This window comes from Bradyrhizobium iriomotense (genome assembly GCF_018129405.1).
Taxonomy (GTDB): Bacteria; Pseudomonadota; Alphaproteobacteria; order Rhizobiales; family Xanthobacteraceae; genus Bradyrhizobium; species Bradyrhizobium iriomotense_B.
This window is the reverse complement of record NZ_JAFCLP010000025.1, coordinates 21,915-39,083: the sequence shown is the minus strand read 5'-3', so window position 1 is coordinate 39,083 and position 17,169 is coordinate 21,915. Positions and strand designations below refer to the sequence as shown.

At 57.2% G+C, this 17,169-nt stretch carries 13 protein-coding genes and 1 pseudogene; 5 read left to right on the top strand and 9 right to left on the bottom strand.

Annotated features, from left to right (window positions below; genetic code table 11):
• Positions 1–110: 110 nt before the first annotated feature.
• Both cysD and cysN read left to right on the top strand, forming a co-directional pair.
• A complete protein-coding gene (cysD, locus tag JQ592_RS33720; RefSeq protein ID WP_211407032.1) occupies positions 111–1,022 on the top strand; it encodes a sulfate adenylyltransferase subunit CysD in 912 nt (303 codons plus the stop codon).
• Positions 1,022–2,914 carry a sulfate adenylyltransferase subunit CysN gene (gene cysN / locus JQ592_RS33715; protein WP_211407031.1) on the top strand — a complete coding sequence of 631 codons (1,893 nt, stop codon included), beginning with the start codon at positions 1,022–1,024 and terminating at the stop codon, positions 2,912–2,914. Before cysD ends, cysN begins: the two co-directional genes overlap by 1 nt.
• 209 nt (positions 2,915–3,123) lie before the next feature.
• On the opposite strand, the gene JQ592_RS33710 is transcribed toward cysN, so the two are convergent.
• From JQ592_RS33710 to JQ592_RS33675, 8 genes are all read right to left on the bottom strand, one after another.
• Complete coding sequence (locus tag JQ592_RS33710; RefSeq protein WP_211407030.1) at positions 3,124–4,035, bottom strand: glycosyltransferase family 2 protein; 912 nt, start codon at positions 4,033–4,035, stop codon at positions 3,124–3,126.
• Positions 4,001–4,582, bottom strand: a complete 582-nt coding sequence (locus JQ592_RS33705; RefSeq protein WP_211407029.1) for a GNAT family N-acetyltransferase — start codon at positions 4,580–4,582, stop codon at positions 4,001–4,003. Before JQ592_RS33705 ends, JQ592_RS33710 begins: the two co-directional genes overlap by 35 nt.
• Positions 4,579–5,553, bottom strand: a complete 975-nt coding sequence (locus JQ592_RS33700) for a glycosyltransferase family 2 protein (protein WP_211407028.1) — start codon at positions 5,551–5,553, stop codon at positions 4,579–4,581. Before JQ592_RS33700 ends, JQ592_RS33705 begins: the two co-directional genes overlap by 4 nt.
• 11 nt (positions 5,554–5,564) lie before the next feature.
• On the bottom strand, positions 5,565–6,548 hold the full coding sequence (locus JQ592_RS33695) for a glycosyltransferase family 2 protein (RefSeq protein ID WP_211407027.1): 984 nt from the start codon (positions 6,546–6,548) through the stop codon (positions 5,565–5,567).
• A 107-nt stretch (positions 6,549–6,655) separates the two neighbouring features.
• On the bottom strand, positions 6,656–7,777 hold the full coding sequence (locus JQ592_RS33690; protein ID WP_211407026.1) for a DegT/DnrJ/EryC1/StrS family aminotransferase: 1,122 nt from the start codon (positions 7,775–7,777) through the stop codon (positions 6,656–6,658).
• Positions 7,778–7,828: 51 nt separating this feature from the next.
• Positions 7,829–10,798, bottom strand: coding sequence for a sulfotransferase (locus JQ592_RS38670; RefSeq protein WP_211407025.1), 2,970 nt, complete (start codon positions 10,796–10,798; stop codon positions 7,829–7,831).
• A gap of 102 nt (positions 10,799–10,900) precedes the next feature.
• Positions 10,901–12,292 (bottom strand): ABC transporter ATP-binding protein, encoded by a 1,392-nt coding sequence (locus JQ592_RS33680; RefSeq protein WP_211407024.1) that lies wholly within the window; start codon positions 12,290–12,292, stop codon positions 10,901–10,903.
• The gene (locus JQ592_RS33675; protein ID WP_211407023.1) at positions 12,282–13,130 is read right to left on the bottom strand and encodes an ABC transporter permease; all 849 of its coding nucleotides are present in this window, start codon (positions 13,128–13,130) and stop codon (positions 12,282–12,284) included. Before JQ592_RS33675 ends, JQ592_RS33680 begins: the two co-directional genes overlap by 11 nt.
• A gap of 423 nt (positions 13,131–13,553) precedes the next feature.
• Here JQ592_RS33675 and gmd point away from each other — a divergent pair, with 423 nt between their 5' ends.
• The 3 genes and pseudogenes from gmd to JQ592_RS33660 all read left to right on the top strand — a co-directional run bounded on the left by gmd (position 13,554) and on the right by JQ592_RS33660 (position 16,904).
• Positions 13,554–14,639: a GDP-mannose 4,6-dehydratase gene (gene gmd, locus JQ592_RS33670; protein ID WP_211407091.1), complete on the top strand. Its 1,086-nt coding sequence runs from the start codon at positions 13,554–13,556 to the stop codon at positions 14,637–14,639.
• Positions 14,620–15,576 carry a GDP-L-fucose synthase family protein gene (locus JQ592_RS33665; protein WP_211407022.1) on the top strand — a complete coding sequence of 319 codons (957 nt, stop codon included), beginning with the start codon at positions 14,620–14,622 and terminating at the stop codon, positions 15,574–15,576. The genes gmd and JQ592_RS33665 overlap by 20 nt, the downstream gene beginning before the upstream one ends.
• Positions 15,577–15,700: 124 nt before the next feature.
• Positions 15,701–16,904, top strand: a pseudogene (locus tag JQ592_RS33660) (sugar phosphate nucleotidyltransferase).
• An 11-nt stretch (positions 16,905–16,915) separates the two neighbouring features.
• On the opposite strand, the gene JQ592_RS38450 reads toward JQ592_RS33660, so the two are convergent.
• Positions 16,916–17,098, bottom strand: a complete 183-nt coding sequence (locus JQ592_RS38450; RefSeq protein WP_246820879.1) for a hypothetical protein — start codon at positions 17,096–17,098, stop codon at positions 16,916–16,918.
• Between the last annotated feature and the right edge of the window lie 71 nt (positions 17,099–17,169).

Here is a 17,169-nt window from a genome sequence, read left to right as displayed (position 1 = left end):
GGAACGGATGGCAACCTTGCCTTGTGCATGGGGCCCGTTCCCGCCAAAGATAGCCCGCTTGCGACGATTGACATCGCATCATAGAAGGACGGGCAAGAAAGCTGGCCTGCATGAATTGGCGCCACCATCAGATTCGTCTGCGCCGTCTGGAGGCGGAGGCAATTCATATTTTTCGAGAAGCGGCTGCTGAGCTGCGTAACCCGGTTCTCTTATATTCGATCGGTAAAGATTCGAGTGTGATGCTCCATCTCGCTCGGAAGGCGTTCGCCCCGGCCAAGCTGCCGTTCCCGCTTCTCCATGTCGATACTGGCTGGAAGTTTGGCGAGATGATCAAGTTCCGCGACGAACTTGCGGCGGAATCCGATATCGAACTGCTTGTCTACATGAATGAAGACGGGAGGGCGCGCGGAATTTCCCCCGTCGCGAGCGGCTCGGCGCTACACACTCATGTGATGAAGACTGAGGCCTTGCGCCAGGCGCTCGAGAAGTGGCGCTTTGATGCCGCCTTCGGTGGTGCTCGCCGTGATGAGGAAAGAAGCCGTGCCAAGGAACGCATCTTTTCGTTGCGTTCGGCTGGCCACGGATGGGACCCGCGCAATCAACGGCCCGAATTTCGTCGGTTGTTCAATACACGAATGTCAGCCGGCGAAACGATGCGAGTGTTTCCACTGTCCAATTGGGCCGAACTCGACGTTTGGCGATATATTCGCGCAGAGCAAATTCCCATAGTCCCGCTTTACTTCGCCAAATCCCGTCCCGTCGTGGCACGGGATGGAGCCCTGATCATGGTGGATGACGAGCGCCTACCCCTTATGGCGGGAGAAGTATCTCAAATCAGGCAGGTGCGCTTCCGCACGTTAGGTTGTTACCCGCTCACCGGAGCCATTCCCTCTGAGGCCACATCCGTCGACGACATCATAGCTGAGATTCAGTCCTCCGGCGTCTCCGAGCGCCAGGGACGCATCATCGATCACGATGACAGCGGCTCTATGGAGAAGAAGAAGCGCGAAGGTTATTTCTGATGGAGAAACGACTGGGCGCGACGCCTGCCGCACAACCGACACTGCTCGATGCCGAGACGCGTTTACCGTTGCGCTTTCTGACTTGCGGCTCCGTAGATGACGGAAAATCCACGCTGATCGGCAGGCTGCTCTACGAGAACCATCTCGTCTTCGATGATCATCTTGCTGCGCTAGAGCGCGACTCCAAGAAGCACGGCACCACCGGCGCGATGGATTTTGCACTGCTTTTGGATGGTCTCGAAGCCGAGCGCGAGCAGGGCATAACTATCGATGTCGGGTATCGCTATTTCTCCACAAGGCGACGCTCCTTCGTCGTCGCTGACACGCCAGGACATGAGCAGTACACTCGCAACATGGCGACGGGCGCCTCTAATGCCGATCTCGCCTTACTGCTGGTAGACGCCCGCAAGGGGTTGCTCGATCAGACGCGGCGTCATGCGATTATCGCTGACATGCTTGGCCTGCGGCACCTAGTGCTGGCCGTCAACAAGATGGATCTTGTGGCATTCGACGAAGAGAAGTTCAAACGTATTGAGGACGACTTTAGGACGTTTGCCGCAAATCTCGGATTCGGGACCATCCGGGCGATCCCAGTCTCAGCGAGGCATGGCGACAACGTTTCGGCGTCAAGCGCCAGTATGGCCTGGTACCGCGGGCCGGCGCTCTTGCCCTATCTTGAAGAGATCGAGGTGGACGACGACCGGGTGAACCAGCCGTTCCGCATGCCTGTGCAACTGATCAGCCGGCCCGATATGGAATTCCGTGGCTTCGGCGGGACCGTAGCGAACGGTAGCATTCGCGTCGGCGATGAGGTGATGGTATTGCCCTCTGGCGGAACTAGCAGGGTCAAGCAGATTCTTGGTCCGGGAGGCGAATGCGAGGCCGCTGGGGCTGATGATGCCGTCACGCTGACGCTGTCAGATGAGATCGACGTCGCGCGCGGTGATGTGTTGGTCCAGCCGCACCAGCGCGCTCAGGTGGCGGACCATTTGGCCGCGCATCTGGTGTGGATGTCTGAGGAGAAGCTTCTGCCCGGCCGCTCATATCTGATGAAGATCAATCACGGCGCAGTCGCGGCAACCGTGACCGCGCTCAAACACCGGATTGACATCAACACGCTGTCAAAAATCGCGGCAAAGACGCTATCGTTGAACGACATTGGTGTGTGCAATCTCTCGCTCTCTCGCAAGATCGCGTTCGATGCCTACCGGGAGAACCGCGATACCGGCTCCTTCATCCTGATCGACCGTTACACGAATGAAACGATCGCCGCCGGGATGATTGACTTTGCGTTGTGGCGAGCTGGCAATATCCGTCATCAGCATATCGCGGTAACTGGGGCGGAGCGATCACAGCTGATGGGTCACAAGCCGCTGGTGCTGTGGTTTACTGGTCTATCCGGTGCGGGAAAGTCCACGATTGCCAATCTCGTTGAGACGCGGCTCCATGCTCTCGGCGTTCACACGACGACGCTTGATGGGGATAATGTTCGGCTGGCGCTAAACAGGGATCTCGGCTTCACCGAGCCCGACCGCGTGGAAAATATCCGGCGAGTGGGCGAAGTCGCCAAATTGATGACCGAGGCGGGGCTAGTCGTGCTGTGCTCTTTCATCTCGCCGTTCCGCGCGGAGCGTCGGATGGTCCGCGAACTGGTCGCGGGAGGCATGTTCATTGAGGTCTTTGTCGATACGCCGCTCGAGACCTGCATCGCGCGCGACCCGAAGGGCCTTTATCGCCGCGCGATGGCCGGCGAGATCCGAAATTTCACTGGTGTCGATCAGGCGTATGAACCGCCCGAACATCCCGAACTGCGTCTGGTGGCCCGCGACACCAGTCCACAGGACCTGGCCGACCAGGTCGTTGCGCATGTGATAAAGCAAATCGCGCTCTAGAGTGGGGAGACGTTAGGCCGACAGTATGATTAGAGATTGACACCATCGCAGCGGCGCTTGCTTTCAATGAAGCAGACAGATCTCAAAGGTCAGGAACGTTGCGAATCAAAAGGATAGGTAGACCGGACGAGACGCTCGACTAAGACCTGCCAAGCGTCGCAATGTAGTTTTCGCGTTCGTGAAACTTGGCGTGCACAACCGCAACCGGCTCACCGCGAGCTGTCTTTTCGCATAACAACTCGGAGCACCCGCGAACGCCATACCCGTGCAAGGTGCCGAAGCACGTAGGGAGTCACTGCGACTCTCAGCGCGGCCTTGGACGGGACGTAGCCCAAGCAGCGGGTGCGTATTCTATTCATCTCCGCTATGCCCACCCCGTCCATCTCGGCGCTCGTTTTCTGGAAAGAGTGCACGCGGAAAGCGCCGATATAGTGGGGAAGGTGTCGGAAATGGGCGCCGTGATCTCTAAATCGTACGAGCAGCTCCCAATCCATCGCAAAGCTAAAGGAAGTGTCGACGTAGGAACCGGCTCGCTCCCAGAGGCTACGCCGCCAGAATAGTGTCTCCTGAGGAATGTAATCGACCCACGACAAGATCTGGTCAGAATGGCTAGGCAACATCCAGCGTCCGACATCGTCGCCATGAGCATTGATAACGATCCGATCGCCATAGACGACGTCTACATCGGGATTCGATAGAAAAAAACGAGCGACATACTCGATAGCGCCGGGGAGAAGTAGGTCATCACCATTGAGCCAGCCAAAAATGTCTCCTGATGCTTTGGCGAATCCCTTGTTGAGCGCGTCGGACTGACCTTCGTCGTTTCGGCTCTCGAAATGAGTTAAATGACTGCGGTAGCGCTCGATTACGTCAGTTGTCCCATCCGTCGAACCACCGTCCATGACGATATACTCGAGGGGAGAGAACTGTTGTTCGATCACGCTCTCGATCGTTTGCCCGATGAAGCTCGCTTGGTTTCGCACGGGTGTGACGAGCGAAAATTTGAGCGGACTTTTGTAAGCAGGGGCTTGTGCCGCTGGAGTGAGGCTAATTGGCCGCGGCCTATACGCCTCAAGCTGGCCTAACCTATAGCCTGTTAGCTGACGAAGGATCGTCTTCAACCGCGCTCTCCGATAATAGTGTGTGAACGCTGCTGCACCCGTCTCGGCCGGTCACGGTACCACTTCGCATCAACGCCGACCTCGAAAGATCAAAAATTCCGACAAGCTGGCCCGTGTTATCGGCAGGATCAGAAAAGCAGTAGCCGAGTGACGCGTAAAGCTTATAAGCCGATAGGTTGTCGGCATACACTTTAAGCCGAATCCGCTCAGCGCCCGACAGACGAGCCGTCAGATGTAAGTGCTGCATCATCAGCCGTGCCGCACCTGACCCGCGGAGTTCCGGCGCTACATAAATTCCAAGGCTCGGGACAGAGAAGCCTTCGTCCCAGCCGCGTAGCATACAATACGCGGACAGCTGATCGTCGATCCGCAAAGCCAAATATCTGTCCCGCCCGCCATAGTGGCAGATGCGGTCAGCCTCGGTTGCGGTGAACGGGTGAGGATGAAAGCGGTTGCTCAGCGGGTCCGCAGCAATGCGCGAGAAGAGTTCGGTGAGCAACAGAGTATGATCCGGCTTTAGGTGCAGCACTTCCAATATCACTGTCATGGCGCTGCTCTCCGTGGAGTGATCACCCTTCGCAGGCCGCGCAAGAGATCGCTGGCCGTAACCTTGTCACCGATAATGGGCCCGGATTTCGCAATCGTTTCGAGGAAAAACCCGCGCAGGCAGTAAAGCGGCTGCCGGGCATTGAACCAAAGCCAGATGGTCTTAAAGTAAAGCAAGCGATAGAGGACATGATGGCTATCGCCGTGATGATTTCCATGGAAGGTCTGATATAGATTGTCGCTGATTGCCTGGACGAAGTACGGCGATACTCGACCAAAATGCTTGATCTGGTTGGACGCCACCTCCGCGAGAAGCTCGAGCGTTTGGCCGGCGGTCTTTGTGCTGGCGTACCACCGGTTTCCGGATATATCCTCTTCACACGCGACGAAACGGCAGCCGGCAAGCGCGAAGCGCGTCCATAGATCATAGTCCATACAGAAGCGCAGCGAAGGATCGATGCCGCCAATGCGCGCATAACTGGACTTGCGGAAAAATACCGAGGGTTGGGCGACATAACCCTTCTCGAACATTTCTTGGGCAACGTCGATTCCCCGTCCGATGGAGATTGTGGGGTATGGACGCGGGTTGCCGCCATCTTCATCCATATAATGGCCCCGTCCGACGATGACTTCAGCGGTCGGATTGCGAGCCACGACCTCATTGATCGCCCATAGGGCGCGGTTGCACTGAATATCGTCCGAGTTCAGCCAAGTGATCCAGTCGTGACGCGCACGCGCGAACCCCTTTGCGATCGCATCCGATTGCCCACGATCCTTTTCGCTGACCCACGTAATGCGGTCCCCGTAGCGCTTGAGGCGTTCGATCGTGTCATCGCTCGATCCTCCGTCCATTACAAGGACCTCGACGGCAGGGTAGGCTTGCTCCAACAGACTCGCGAGCGTCTCGTCAATGAACCGGCCTTGGTTATAGGACGGGACGACGACGGTGATCGGGGTCGGCAGGTTGTCCATTGTTCGTCCTTCTAAGCGGCAATGCGCAGCGCCTGCGCCGCCCATGACATAAGGCCACGGGCTGATCGCAAGGCTAGGCGTGGCAACCAACGGAGGTTCATCATTACCCAATACCAGTGGGCCATAAGCAGCACCTTGCGTCCAGGTGATGGGGCCTCGCCACGCGTCCAGGCAGCTCCGTGCTCGGCTGTATAGGCGTATTTGAAGGTCCAACTGAATGGAACTATGCCGTAGTATTGATGTACAGCCTCGCAGATCCCTCGCAGTAGCCCGCGGTCGGCATTGGCCGTGATCGCATCATCGTGCAGCCGCGACAGCGAAAAATAGTCATCGCAGAAGTAGAATGGCAGGTCTTTTTGCCAACGCATCCAGAGCTCGTAGTCGAGAATCTTGGAATTGAGAGCACCGCAGAGCGTTACAGCCGTCCGTTTGAAAAATAGTGATGGTTGCGGGATCAAACAGAAATGCATCATGCGCCGCCGCTGTTCCGAAAGCAGCGGACTCCAGTCCACCGGATAATCGATGACAGGATTTAGGTCGCGGTCCACGTACCGGTTACGACCGTAGACCACGAAAGCCAGTCGGTTGAAGTAAAAGAACGTGGCTACCTTCCAGAACGCGCCGGGCAAATAGATGTCATCGGAATTGATCCACGCGATGATATCTCCCGTCGTATTAGCGATACCCTTGTTCACGCCGTGATGGTGCCCGCCATCCGGACGGCTATCGTAACGGAGCAATTGCGGGTGAATGCTCGAGTATTCTTCGAGGATCGCGACTGAGCCGTCGGTTGACCCGCCGTCAGCCACGAAAATCTCGATATTTGGGTAGTCCTGCGCGAGCACGCTGTCGAGGGTTTGCCTAAGGAAGCTGCACTGATTGAACGACGGCACGACGACTGAGAAACGGAGTAGCTCCGCACGCGGCAAGCTCCTGACGTGCGAGATCTGCGCTGCAGTCGGAACGAAAGCGAGACTGCGCTCTAGCTCATTCATTGCGATGTTCCATCCATCTTAACTCGAATGAAGGAGAAGGCTCCCCACAGCAGCGAGCCGGAGCCAACTAATGTGACAACCGAAATCTAGTATGATCCGAACGCCCGCTACGAAACCGTTCGCAATACGTGCCCGATCGCGCCGCAAATCTCATCAACATCGGCATCACTCAACCCTGTATAGGTCGGAAAATTCATGCCATGCGTCGCCAGGAACTCAGTTTTTGGGAGCGACTCCTCGGAAAAATACATCGGTAAGCGATGCATCGGCACGAAGAAGGGGCGTGTTTCTATTCCATATTCAGTTGCCAACTGATTCATGATGCGGGCGCGCAGCTCGTCGCCGCCGCCCGTAAGTACGGCGGAGAAAAGCCAATAGCTGCTGCTATAACCGTCGACTTGCGTCGGCAGTCTGAGTAAGCCCTCAGCTTCGAGGGGACGAAGCTGTTTGAAGTAGCATGCCGCGATCCGGCGGCGCTCAGCGAGATGGAAGTCGAGCATTTCAATTTGGCCGAGGCCAATAGCGGCCGCGATATTGGTCATTCGGTAGTTGTAACCAAGGATCGGATGCCAATATCGGTGATTAAGGTCCATACCCTGTCCACGCAACATGCGCGCGTGACGCCGGCGCTCGGGATCTTGCACATAAAGGGCGCCGCCCTCGCCGGTAGAGATGGTCTTGTTGCCGTAGAAGCTGAAGGTCGATGCGTCCCCAAAACTGCCGGTGGGCTTACCAAAGATCGTCGCTCCAAGACTTTCGGCGCAGTCTTCGAGCAACCATGCTCCTCGGCTACGACACAGCTCGGCGATTTTATCTATGTCAGTCGGCATTCCATACAGATGAACGGCAAGGACCCCAACTGTACGTGGCGTCCACACTTTTGCGATACATTCGGAAGTTGCGTTCCAGGTCAATGGATCGCAATCGGCAAATATGGGCCTCGCTCCACAATAGGCGATAGCGTTTGCTGAAGCTACGTAAGTGAGGGAGGGCACGATCACTTCGTCGCCAGGTTTCAAACCCAATGAAAGGCATGCCAAGTGAAGTGCGGTCGTTCCGTTGCTGGTAGAGAGACATTCGTCGACGCGCAGAGTCTCCGCGATCGCTTTTTCGAATTTCGGCAGGTAGGCTCCATTACTTGAAATCCAGCCTGAATCGAGAGCATCGATTACGTATCGTCTCTCGTTGCCGCACAAGACCGGTTTAGAAACCTGAAATTGGATTTTCATTAGTTAACTTCTTTTCGTATGTGATAGTCCCAACTTCCGAATTCATCCCGCTTAGGAAGCTACGCAAAATCGGTGCTCTGTAGGAGGGGGCTCTGAGAGCCCTGACCTATCAGGCAATTTCCGCGCTGCAAGGGCGTAATCGTAGGCGCGTGCGAGACCCGCGATGTACCTTTCCAGGCTATGTTCTTGGCACGCTTTCAATCGTCCACGCTCGGCATGAGCCTGGCGATCTTGGGTGTCGTCGAGCCAGTGCATCATCTTGGCCGCGATGTCCTCGACGTCAAAAGGATCAAATAGAAGACCGGCACCGTTGCGCATGAGCTCCGGCAGCGAGGTGACGTTCGAGCACATTGCCGGCACGCCAAGCACCTGCGCCTCAATGACGGGATAGCTCGAAGCCTCGAAAGTAGAAGGCATCACGCAATAGAGTGCCCCTTTATACAGAGCGGCAAGGTGGTCGACAGGAACGTGATCGAGGCAAATGACGTCCGGTTCTAGTCCCAGTTCCTGAATCGCTGCCCTTACCGTGGGCCAGCCTGAATGCCCGCGATAGCCAGTGAACAAAAGCTTCAGATCAGTGCCGGGCCGTTTGTCGCGAACAATCCTCAGCGCCTGTACCAGTCGCGCGTGGTTTTTGTGCGGCCAGAACTGCGCCGGGTAAATCACGTACGTCGGCGGCAATTTGTAATGTGCGATGGCATCCTGCGGACTGAACTTCTCAAGGCCCTCGATTACCATCGGGTCCCAGGTCACAGGAACAGTAAAGATCTTGGCCGCTGGGATCTCCATTCGGTTGATGAGATCGTTACGAACAAAGTCGGAGGAAACCACGATCGCATCGGCAAGAGAGGCTGATAGCCCGTAGAGCCGTTTGCGCGCCTCGATATCCGAAGGATTGAAGTTCTCTGGGAAGTGAAGGTGCTGGAGGTCGTGTAGATTGAGAACCGATGGAATCCGGAAGTCAGGTTTCGAAAAGATCTGTACAGGGCTGTGGAGAACGTCTGCACCGATGTCATCGCGCAGCCGTGAAAAGGTAGCCATGGAGCTCGCAGCGCTCAATCGCCTTTCTTGACCGAGTAAGCGGTTCGAAATTTCGATCGCTAAGCCGATAGCGCGACTTTTGCGCATTACGAAGTACCCGACCCGCGCATGAAATAATTTTCGCATTGCCGGCAGTTGGTCTGGCAGACAAATGAGCGTAACCCGTCGACCACCCTTGAGCAGCGCGTTGGTCAGCATTTTCATGTAGGTCTCGACCCCTCCCGACACGCCGAAAACGATTTCGAGGGCGTCGATTGCCACATGCATACCTGACGCAGGGTTTTCGGGTGGAAAGAAATCGCCGTAGCCTGGTGGCGTGTGACCACGCCGCGAATGGTATAAGAGGTCTGCGCCCCCCTTGAGCAGGGCCTGCCTTTCAAGTTCACGAGCGGCAATTGACTCGATTACATGTTCTTTGGCAGCAAGCTTTCGGCGTTGGATCGCGTCGCGCATAGCGACTTCCTCCAGCTCGCTCGCCAGGCGATCAATGCTGCGCAATTTGTCGGCGCGGTCGGACTCAATCGTGCTTAGCTCGGTCGCTAGCGTTTGATTGACCTCTAAAAGATGCTCGCGGTCTTTCCGCAAGGCGTCCCTGTCGCGTTCGAGCTCGGTAAATTTGGCGGACAGGCGGTCGATGACGGCCGATTTGTCTTTGCGGTCCAAATCAACGGCGTGTAGTTCGATCGCTAACCGTTGATTGACCGCTAAGGCATCCTCGCGCTCTTTCTGCAATGCTTCGTGGTTGCGCTTAAGCTGGGCGATTTCAGAAGCCAGGCGGTCAGTTACCTCAGACTTGGCCGCGCGGTCCGCCTCGACTTCGCGCAGTTCACTTGCCAACCGTTGATTGACTTCCAAGATATGCTCGCGCTCGTCCAGCAGCGCCTGTTGATTGCGCTTAAGCTCGGTGACTTCGGCTAGTTCGAACGCGTCATGGAAGTTTAAGGGCAGGTTAAGAGATGTCTTGGCGCCCCGCAACACGGATGAATCGCGCGCGGATAGGTAACTCTTTGAGTCCATCTGTCTGGCAGCTTGTCGCTCGCTGCCAACCGCGGTCACCTTTCCGCCGCCACGCACATTCCACCATGCTTCAAATACCTCGCGATGCCGCCTGGTAGCGTCCTTTCCTTTATCGACAACACCTGCATCCTGTGCGTTCTGTAATTCCTGCTCATAACCGAGTGCGACCAGCAACTCCGTGCCGACCATGTCCGTCACGGACTGCATTTCCGCAACAGTCAATTCGCTGCGCCAAGCGTCGATCGAGCGATCGTCGACCGCCTTCTTGTCAAGAATCTTCCGATCGCCGAAATTTCCAGAGCGGAGATAGCCCGTATTGTCCGTCGTCGTCGATCTGATACCGTCCGGGTCGTAGCCTAGGGCGGCGACCAGGCGCCGGACCTCCTCGGCGGGCTGCCTCACCAACGCTTCGTAGCGGACTGTTTGAGTTTCTGGATGATCAAGCCGTGCTGCGAGCACGGGTAGGCCGAGGACCAGGTCCGCTAGATAGGCGGCGTGCGCGGCGGGACAGCTTTCCGGCAGCAGCGAAATGTGCCACGTCGATTTAAGCGATGCGGCGATAGAATAAGGGTTGCGAAGCAAGATGATCTGCGAAGCTTCCGGATAAAGCGCGTCGATGAAATTCAGCGCCATCCAGTAGCGCGGCGTCTTGTCGATGAAGCAGCGCTTGCCAGCCGTCGCAAGGTATTGGTTATAAGCCGCGTCGGCTAGAGCGCGGCAAGCTGCTATGCGGTCGATCCGGTCGAAAAACTCGCCGGTCGCCATGCCAACGAGTCGCGCGTCGGCGGGGTGGCGACGGTCGACCTCTCCGAGGGCGGCGAGCGCCAGCATCAACCATGGCTCAGGCGGCGCCAGAAGATCCGGATGTTGCTGAAGTAGATGCGCAAGCAGCGTCGTGCCGGATCGCGGCAGACCGAGGAGGAAAGCGACCTGGAGCGAAGGATTGGGGGCGCGGCTCATCATGTCGTGTCATTCAACCGATGATCAAGGATCTTACAACGCGCGTTATGCCTTGCAGAAATCGGTCGCAAACGTTTGATCGCGCAAATGTCCGGACTCTACGCGTCACGAGGCCACCATTTCAACACTCTCGGTAATAGCTTCGACTGTACATGCGGTTCCTGTCGACCAGATATCGAAATATCCGCTGATACGGCGGCCATCCCTTGCAGGCATCACACGAAAGACGACAGCATCGACCAGGCGATGAAGGTAGACCTCAGCGCCGTCGACAAGGCCGAAGCATCCAGCATTAAACGTATAGGTTCCGGGGGTGAGTGCGGTATTGAAATGGAATCTCACCCGAAACTGCTCTCCCGTGCGTACTTCGTCGATAGTGCTGCCGGCCGGATGGGAGGCAATCCCGGCGATTTCCAGACCCGTCAAAGTCTTGGTCAGCATTCCAAACGAGACTCCGAAAGCATCAGTCTGAAATTCGACAGTGTATTCATAAATATAAGTCGCACCTGGAGCAAGAACGTTAACCTTCCGTCCGTCCATGCTGCGGATACATGCGTTAGATATCCTGGCGCCTCGGCTCGGCCACTCTTCCGTGTGGTTAACGACGAGAGATACATCATAGGCAGCAACATCTTCGCTTGGCTCCGCCAATTTGTTGAGCGAAACGGGATGAGACGCGTGCCGTTGCTCGGGCATGACGTTATCACCACGCTCGATAGCCGCGCGAATGATTGGCTTTTTTTGTTCGGGAGCAAAAAGGTATTTCTGATAGGCGGCCATCACGGGCTTTGGTTCACCTTCCAGGAGCTTCTTGCCTGAATCAAGGAGAACTGCTCGGTCGCAAAGCTCGACGATGGTCGAGCGGGCATGGCTGACGAACAGGACCGTCGCCCCGGAGTCGCGTATCTGACGGATGCGCCCATAGCACTTAACCTGAAATCCCTCGTCGCCTACTGCCAACGCCTCGTCGACGATCAGAATCTCAGGATCAACGTTGATGGCGACCGCGAAGGCCAGCCGTGCGTACATGCCGCTGGAGTACAGTTTAACCGGCCGTTCCAGCATCTCGCCAATGTCGGCGAAAGCGACAATATCATCGAACCGGGCGTCGATTTCCTCCGCGCTGAGGCCAAGGATGGCGGCGTTGAGGGCCACGTTCTCACGGCCGGTGAATTCCGGATTGAAGCCGGCACCCAGCTGGAGCAGTGGCGCGATGCGACCTTTCACACGAACCTCTCCTTCGGTCGGCATGAGCGTGCCGCAAATCAGCTGCAGTAGCGTGGATTTTCCCGACCCGTTCTGGCCAATGATGCCGACGGTTTCTCCACTCGCGATATCTAAGCTTACGCCCCGCAAGGCCCAGTGCTCACGGTAGAATTTCCTACGAGCGCCGGGCAAGCGGTTCGCCAGCATCTGCTTCAGCCGGTCAGTCGGCTTGTCGTACAGATTGTAGCACTTGCCCACGCCGCGTAGGCTGATAATCGGCTCAGAGGACATCGGCGAATGCCCTACGAAGGCGCGAGAACAGACTGAAGCCGGCCCAGCAGACGATCAACGAAATCGCGAGATAGGCCGGAGCGAGCTCCCACTGAAACGGATGACCGAAGACGAGCGCACGCATCATTTCGATCGGAATTGTAATGGGATTAAACACGACGAAAGCCTGGAGCGGCTCCGGGACGGAGGATCTCGGATAGATGACTGGCGCAAGGAAGAACAGAACGCTAAGTACGATGGGCATGATTTGTCCGAGATCGCGCACGAAGACGCCGAGAGCGGAAATAATCCAGATTAGGCCAAGCAGCATGGGAGTCATTCCAAGCAGTACCAGGGGCGAAAGCAGAGCCGTTGCTGGCGGGATACCGGACGTCAGCATCATGAAACTGAGGAGAAGGACGAGGCCGACGATCGCACCCACCAAAGCCACAGCGACCGTGACAAGCGACAGTATCTCCAGCGGAAATACAACGCGGGTGACGTATGTTTTGTTTTCTAAGACCAGCGAGGGAGCTCGAGCTATGCAGTCGCTGAAGAGTTGATGCACAATTAGGCCCGCAAGGAAGAACGCGGTCATGTTCTCCATGCTCCCATCGATGCCAGACCAGCGCATCTTGAGAATGGAGCCGAACACAAAAGTATACATCAGCACCATTCCAAGCGGCACGATGATCGTCCACGCGATCCCGAGCATGCTGGCGCGATAGCGCGATTGCAACTCGCGCGCCGCAAGTCGACGGATAAGTGGTCCATGCTCCCACAGCACACGGGACGGATACCTGGCACCAACCGAGCGAACGTCGGCGAAGCCTTGTTTACTTGCTGATCCGGCCTTCATTTGACCAATCCCAACGCTTTTCCCGGCGACCAATCAGTACCACGTCGGCAGGTCGTGGTATAATGTCAATGCAACTAACGAACTGGACTGGCATGAGGCCCTCATAAATTGTGACGCCGTCCTATTCCGGGGGACACCCATACGCATATTTGTCTAGCAATTTCAACACTGTCTTTCGAGCTGGCTCATTTTTCGGGATAGTTCGATCGAACGTACGTGCCGTTTCCTGCACCACTAGACATTACGGACACGGATGGTATGCCCTCGCTCGGCCGCATGCTGGCAACCCACGCGAGATTAGTTCCACCAAAAAGGACTATTGCGGTGCTGCGGACGTCTTCGGCTGCGGTCAGCTGGCGGAGAATCGAGATGACCATCGGCCGTGCTTTCGCCACGGCGGAGCTGGCTTTGGTTGGAGAGAACATGACCGTTCAGGATACTAGACGGAGAGTTGCGCTAATTACCGGGATAACTGGGCAAGATGGAGCGTATCTGGCCAAATTTCTGCTCGGCCTCGGCTACACCGTACACGGCATCAAGCGGCGATCGTCTTCGTTCAATACGGCGCGCGTTGATCACCTCTATCAGGACCCACACGTCGGCGATGTCCCGTTTCTGATGCACTACGGCGATATGACCGATTCGACCAACCTGATCCGGCTGATGCAGCAGATCCGCCCGACCGAGATCTACAATCTCGCGGCACAAAGCCATGTCGGGGTCAGCTTCGAAAGTCCCGAATATACTGCTAACGCGGACGCAGTTGGCGTACTTCGGCTGTTGGAGGCTATTCGGATCCTCGGCTTGGAGAAGGAGACACGTTTCTATCAGGCGTCAACCTCGGAACTGTACGGCCTAGTGCAGGAGGTGCCACAAAAAGAGACCACGCCATTTTACCCGCGCTCGCCCTATGGCGTCGCCAAGCTCTACGGTTACTGGATCACGGTGAACTACCGCGAAGCTTACGGTATGTTCGCTTCCAACGGCATCCTGTTCAACCATGAGAGCCCGATCCGCGGCGAGACCTTCGTGACCCGCAAGATTACGCGGGGCATCGCTCGCATTGAGGTTGGCCTCGAAGATACGCTGTACCTCGGAAATTTGGAGGCTAAGCGCGACTGGGGTCACGCTCAGGACTATGTGGAGGGCATGCACAGGATCCTTCAGGCGGATGCGCCCGACGACTTCGTGCTGGCAACCGGCGAGACCCGCTCGGTGCGTGAGTTCGTCGAGCTGGCCTTCGCCGAAGTCGGCCGCAGCATCGACTGGCGCGGCAAGGGTATCGAGGAAACTGGCATCGACAGGAAATCTGGCAAGACGGTAATACGCATCGATCCGGTCTATTTTCGGCCGACCGAAGTCGATCTTCTAATCGGGGATCCCAGCAAGGCCCGCCAAAAGCTTGGGTGGCAGCCGAAGAGGAGTTTTGCGCAGCTCGTGCGTGAGATGGTGGCGAGCGATCTGGGCGCAGCCAAGCGAGAGGTTGCCAATGGCAGAAACGCCGTTTGAGCTTGCGGGCAAGAGGATCTTCGTTGCCGGGCATCGCGGGATGGTCGGCGCGGCGCTGGTGCGCAGACTCGCGCCGGAGAACGTCAAGTTGCTCACGGTTGCGCGCGGAGAAATCGATCTGCGCGATCAGGGTGCCGTATTCCGCTGGTTCGACGAGAGCAGACCGCAAGGCGTCTTTGTTGCCGCGGCCAAGGTCGGCGGCATCGCTGCCAACAATACGCTGCGGGCCGAATTCATTTACGACAACATAGCGATTGCCGCGAACGTTATCCACGCTGCACATCTCTATGGCGCGGAGAAGTTGATGTTTCTCGGCTCGTCCTGCATCTATCCAAGACTCGCGTCCCAACCTCTGCGCGAGAATTCGATGCTTAGTGGTCCACTCGAACCGACCAACGAGCCGTATGCGATCGCCAAGATTGCGGGCATCAAGATGGTTGAAGCCTATCGCGCTCAGTATGGCGCCGATTTTATCAATGTGATGCCAACTAATCTCTACGGCCCCGGCGACAACTATCATCCCGAGTACAGCCACGTCGTGGCCGCGCTGATCCGCCGCTTCCATGAGGCGAAGGCTTCGGGTGTCGGGAAGGTGGTGGTATGGGGCACCGGCACGCCACGTCGGGAATTCCTCTATGTTGACGATCTCGCCGACGCCTGCATTCACCTGATGAAGACCTATTCCAGCGAGGAGCTGGTCAATATCGGCACTGGCCAGGATATCACGATCGCCGAATTTGCCCGTCTGGTGGCAGCCGTCGTCGGCTACACAGGCGAGATCAGCTACGACGTCTCGCGACCCGACGGCACGCCGCGCAAGTTGCTCGATGTCAGCCGGCTCGCAAAACTCGGCTGGGGTGCGACCACTCCGCTTGAGGAAGGCATCAAGCTCGCTTATCAATCATTTTTGGGCGAAGCTAAGCGGACGTCTGAGTGAAATCTGTCGGATGCGAGCATGATGTCGGTTGTCGGCGCAGCACTCTTGCTGAACGGACATAACGAGTATCGTGATCACGACAGAACCTGAAGGCATCGACGACCTAACGAATAATCCCCTGGTTATGTGCGGCGGTGTTGGCACTCGACTATGGTCCGCCTCGCGCGAGGTGCATCCGAAGCAGTTCCTGTCGCTGTTCGGAGCGCGCTCGACCTTCCAGGAGACGCTGCTTCGCATCTCGGATGCGGTGCTGTTCGAGCGGCCGATCGTGATCACCAACGAGGCCCATCGCTTGATGGTGCTGGAGCAACTCGCTAATTTGGCTACGTCGGTCCGGCCGAGACGGTCGCCGGCGAGGTGCGGACGGTCGCCAAGTTCGTCGAGAAGCCAAATGCGGAAATTGCGGCCGGCCGTATCGATGCCGGCTATCTCTGGAACAGCGGCAGCTTCATGTTCCGCGCCGCAGTGCTGCTCGATGAGTATCGCAATGTCGACGCGGACAGTGTCGTCTCGGTCGAGCGGTCGGTTGCCAAGTTCGCGTGCGATCTCGGCTGCGTCAAGCTCGACCCGCCGACGTTCGGCGCGGCCAAGGCGATCTCGATCGCCTATGGAGTAATGGAGAAGACCGCGCGCGCGTGGTGCCGGTGGCCTGCGACTGGTCCGACATCGGCTCGTGGCGCCAGGTCCGGGAGCTTTCCAACAAGGACAGCCAGAGCCATGCGGCGCGAGGCATCGCGGTGTTCGAGGACTCCCGCAATCGTTGCGTCGCGACCGACCGCGCCGGTCGCGCTCGAAGACGTCGACGATCTCTTCGTGGTCGCGACCCAGGACGCTGTGCTGGTGTCGCTGCAGAAGGACGCCAAATGGGCTGAAGCGGCTGGTCGCTAGCTGCAGGTAACGGCGCCCGAGGTGACGGAGAGCCACATCAAAGTGCATCGCTCCTGGGATTCCCTACCAGGTGGTCGACAATGGCGACCGCCACCAGGTCAAACGCATCATCGTCAAGCCGGGCCGGGCGGCTCAGCTTGCAGAAGCACCATCACCGCTCCGAGCACTGGATCGTGGTGCGCGGCACCGCTCAGGTGACGGTCAACGAGCTTATCAAGATCGTGCACGAGAACGAATCGATCTACATCCCGATCGGCGCGGTGCACCGGCTGGAGAACCCGGGCGAGATCCAGCTCGAGCTGATCGAGGTGCAGACGGGGAGCTACCTCGGCGAGGACGACATCATCCGCATCGAGGACGATCGTGATGCGAGATCAGTACCCAGCCTAGCTCCGACGAGCTCTTTCGCCGCACCGTTACGCGCAGCTGTTTGCTTTTAGGTGTTCCGATTTTAGATTCTTATAAGTCCTTTATAAGCTGCAAGTGACAACATCCCAAGGTGCATCTGCTCAGCGAACTCCCCTGAGTGAATCAGATCGCGCAGTTCAGTAGGAGTAACGGAGCGCACTGAAACACCCGGCTCTTCGACAAAGTCTGCCAGACGTTCTCCGGCATGAATGAAGAACGAATACATGCTACAGCTTGTCATCACACCGATCAGCTCTATTGATCTACTCGAATGTCCGGTCTCCTCCAACACTTCAC

Coding starts and splice junctions, on each gene's coding strand:
- JQ592_RS33705 (WP_211407029.1), bottom strand. CDS start 4,582: ATGACAGTGATATTGGAAGTGCTGCACCTAAAGCCGGATCATACTCTG.
- JQ592_RS38450 (WP_246820879.1), bottom strand. CDS start 17,098: ATGTATTCGTTCTTCATTCATGCCGGAGAACGTCTGGCAGACTTTGTC.
- JQ592_RS33700 (WP_211407028.1), bottom strand. CDS start 5,553: ATGGACAACCTGCCGACCCCGATCACCGTCGTCGTCCCGTCCTATAAC.
- JQ592_RS33690 (WP_211407026.1), bottom strand. CDS start 7,777: ATGAAAATCCAATTTCAGGTTTCTAAACCGGTCTTGTGCGGCAACGAG.
- gmd (WP_211407091.1), top strand. CDS start 13,554: ATGACCGTTCAGGATACTAGACGGAGAGTTGCGCTAATTACCGGGATA.
- cysD (WP_211407032.1), top strand. CDS start 111: ATGAATTGGCGCCACCATCAGATTCGTCTGCGCCGTCTGGAGGCGGAG.
- JQ592_RS33695 (WP_211407027.1), bottom strand. CDS start 6,548: ATGAATGAGCTAGAGCGCAGTCTCGCTTTCGTTCCGACTGCAGCGCAG.
- JQ592_RS33665 (WP_211407022.1), top strand. CDS start 14,620: ATGGCAGAAACGCCGTTTGAGCTTGCGGGCAAGAGGATCTTCGTTGCC.
- JQ592_RS33675 (WP_211407023.1), bottom strand. CDS start 13,130: ATGAAGGCCGGATCAGCAAGTAAACAAGGCTTCGCCGACGTTCGCTCG.
- cysN (WP_211407031.1), top strand. CDS start 1,022: ATGGAGAAACGACTGGGCGCGACGCCTGCCGCACAACCGACACTGCTC.
- JQ592_RS33680 (WP_211407024.1), bottom strand. CDS start 12,292: ATGTCCTCTGAGCCGATTATCAGCCTACGCGGCGTGGGCAAGTGCTAC.
- JQ592_RS38670 (WP_211407025.1), bottom strand. CDS start 10,798: ATGATGAGCCGCGCCCCCAATCCTTCGCTCCAGGTCGCTTTCCTCCTC.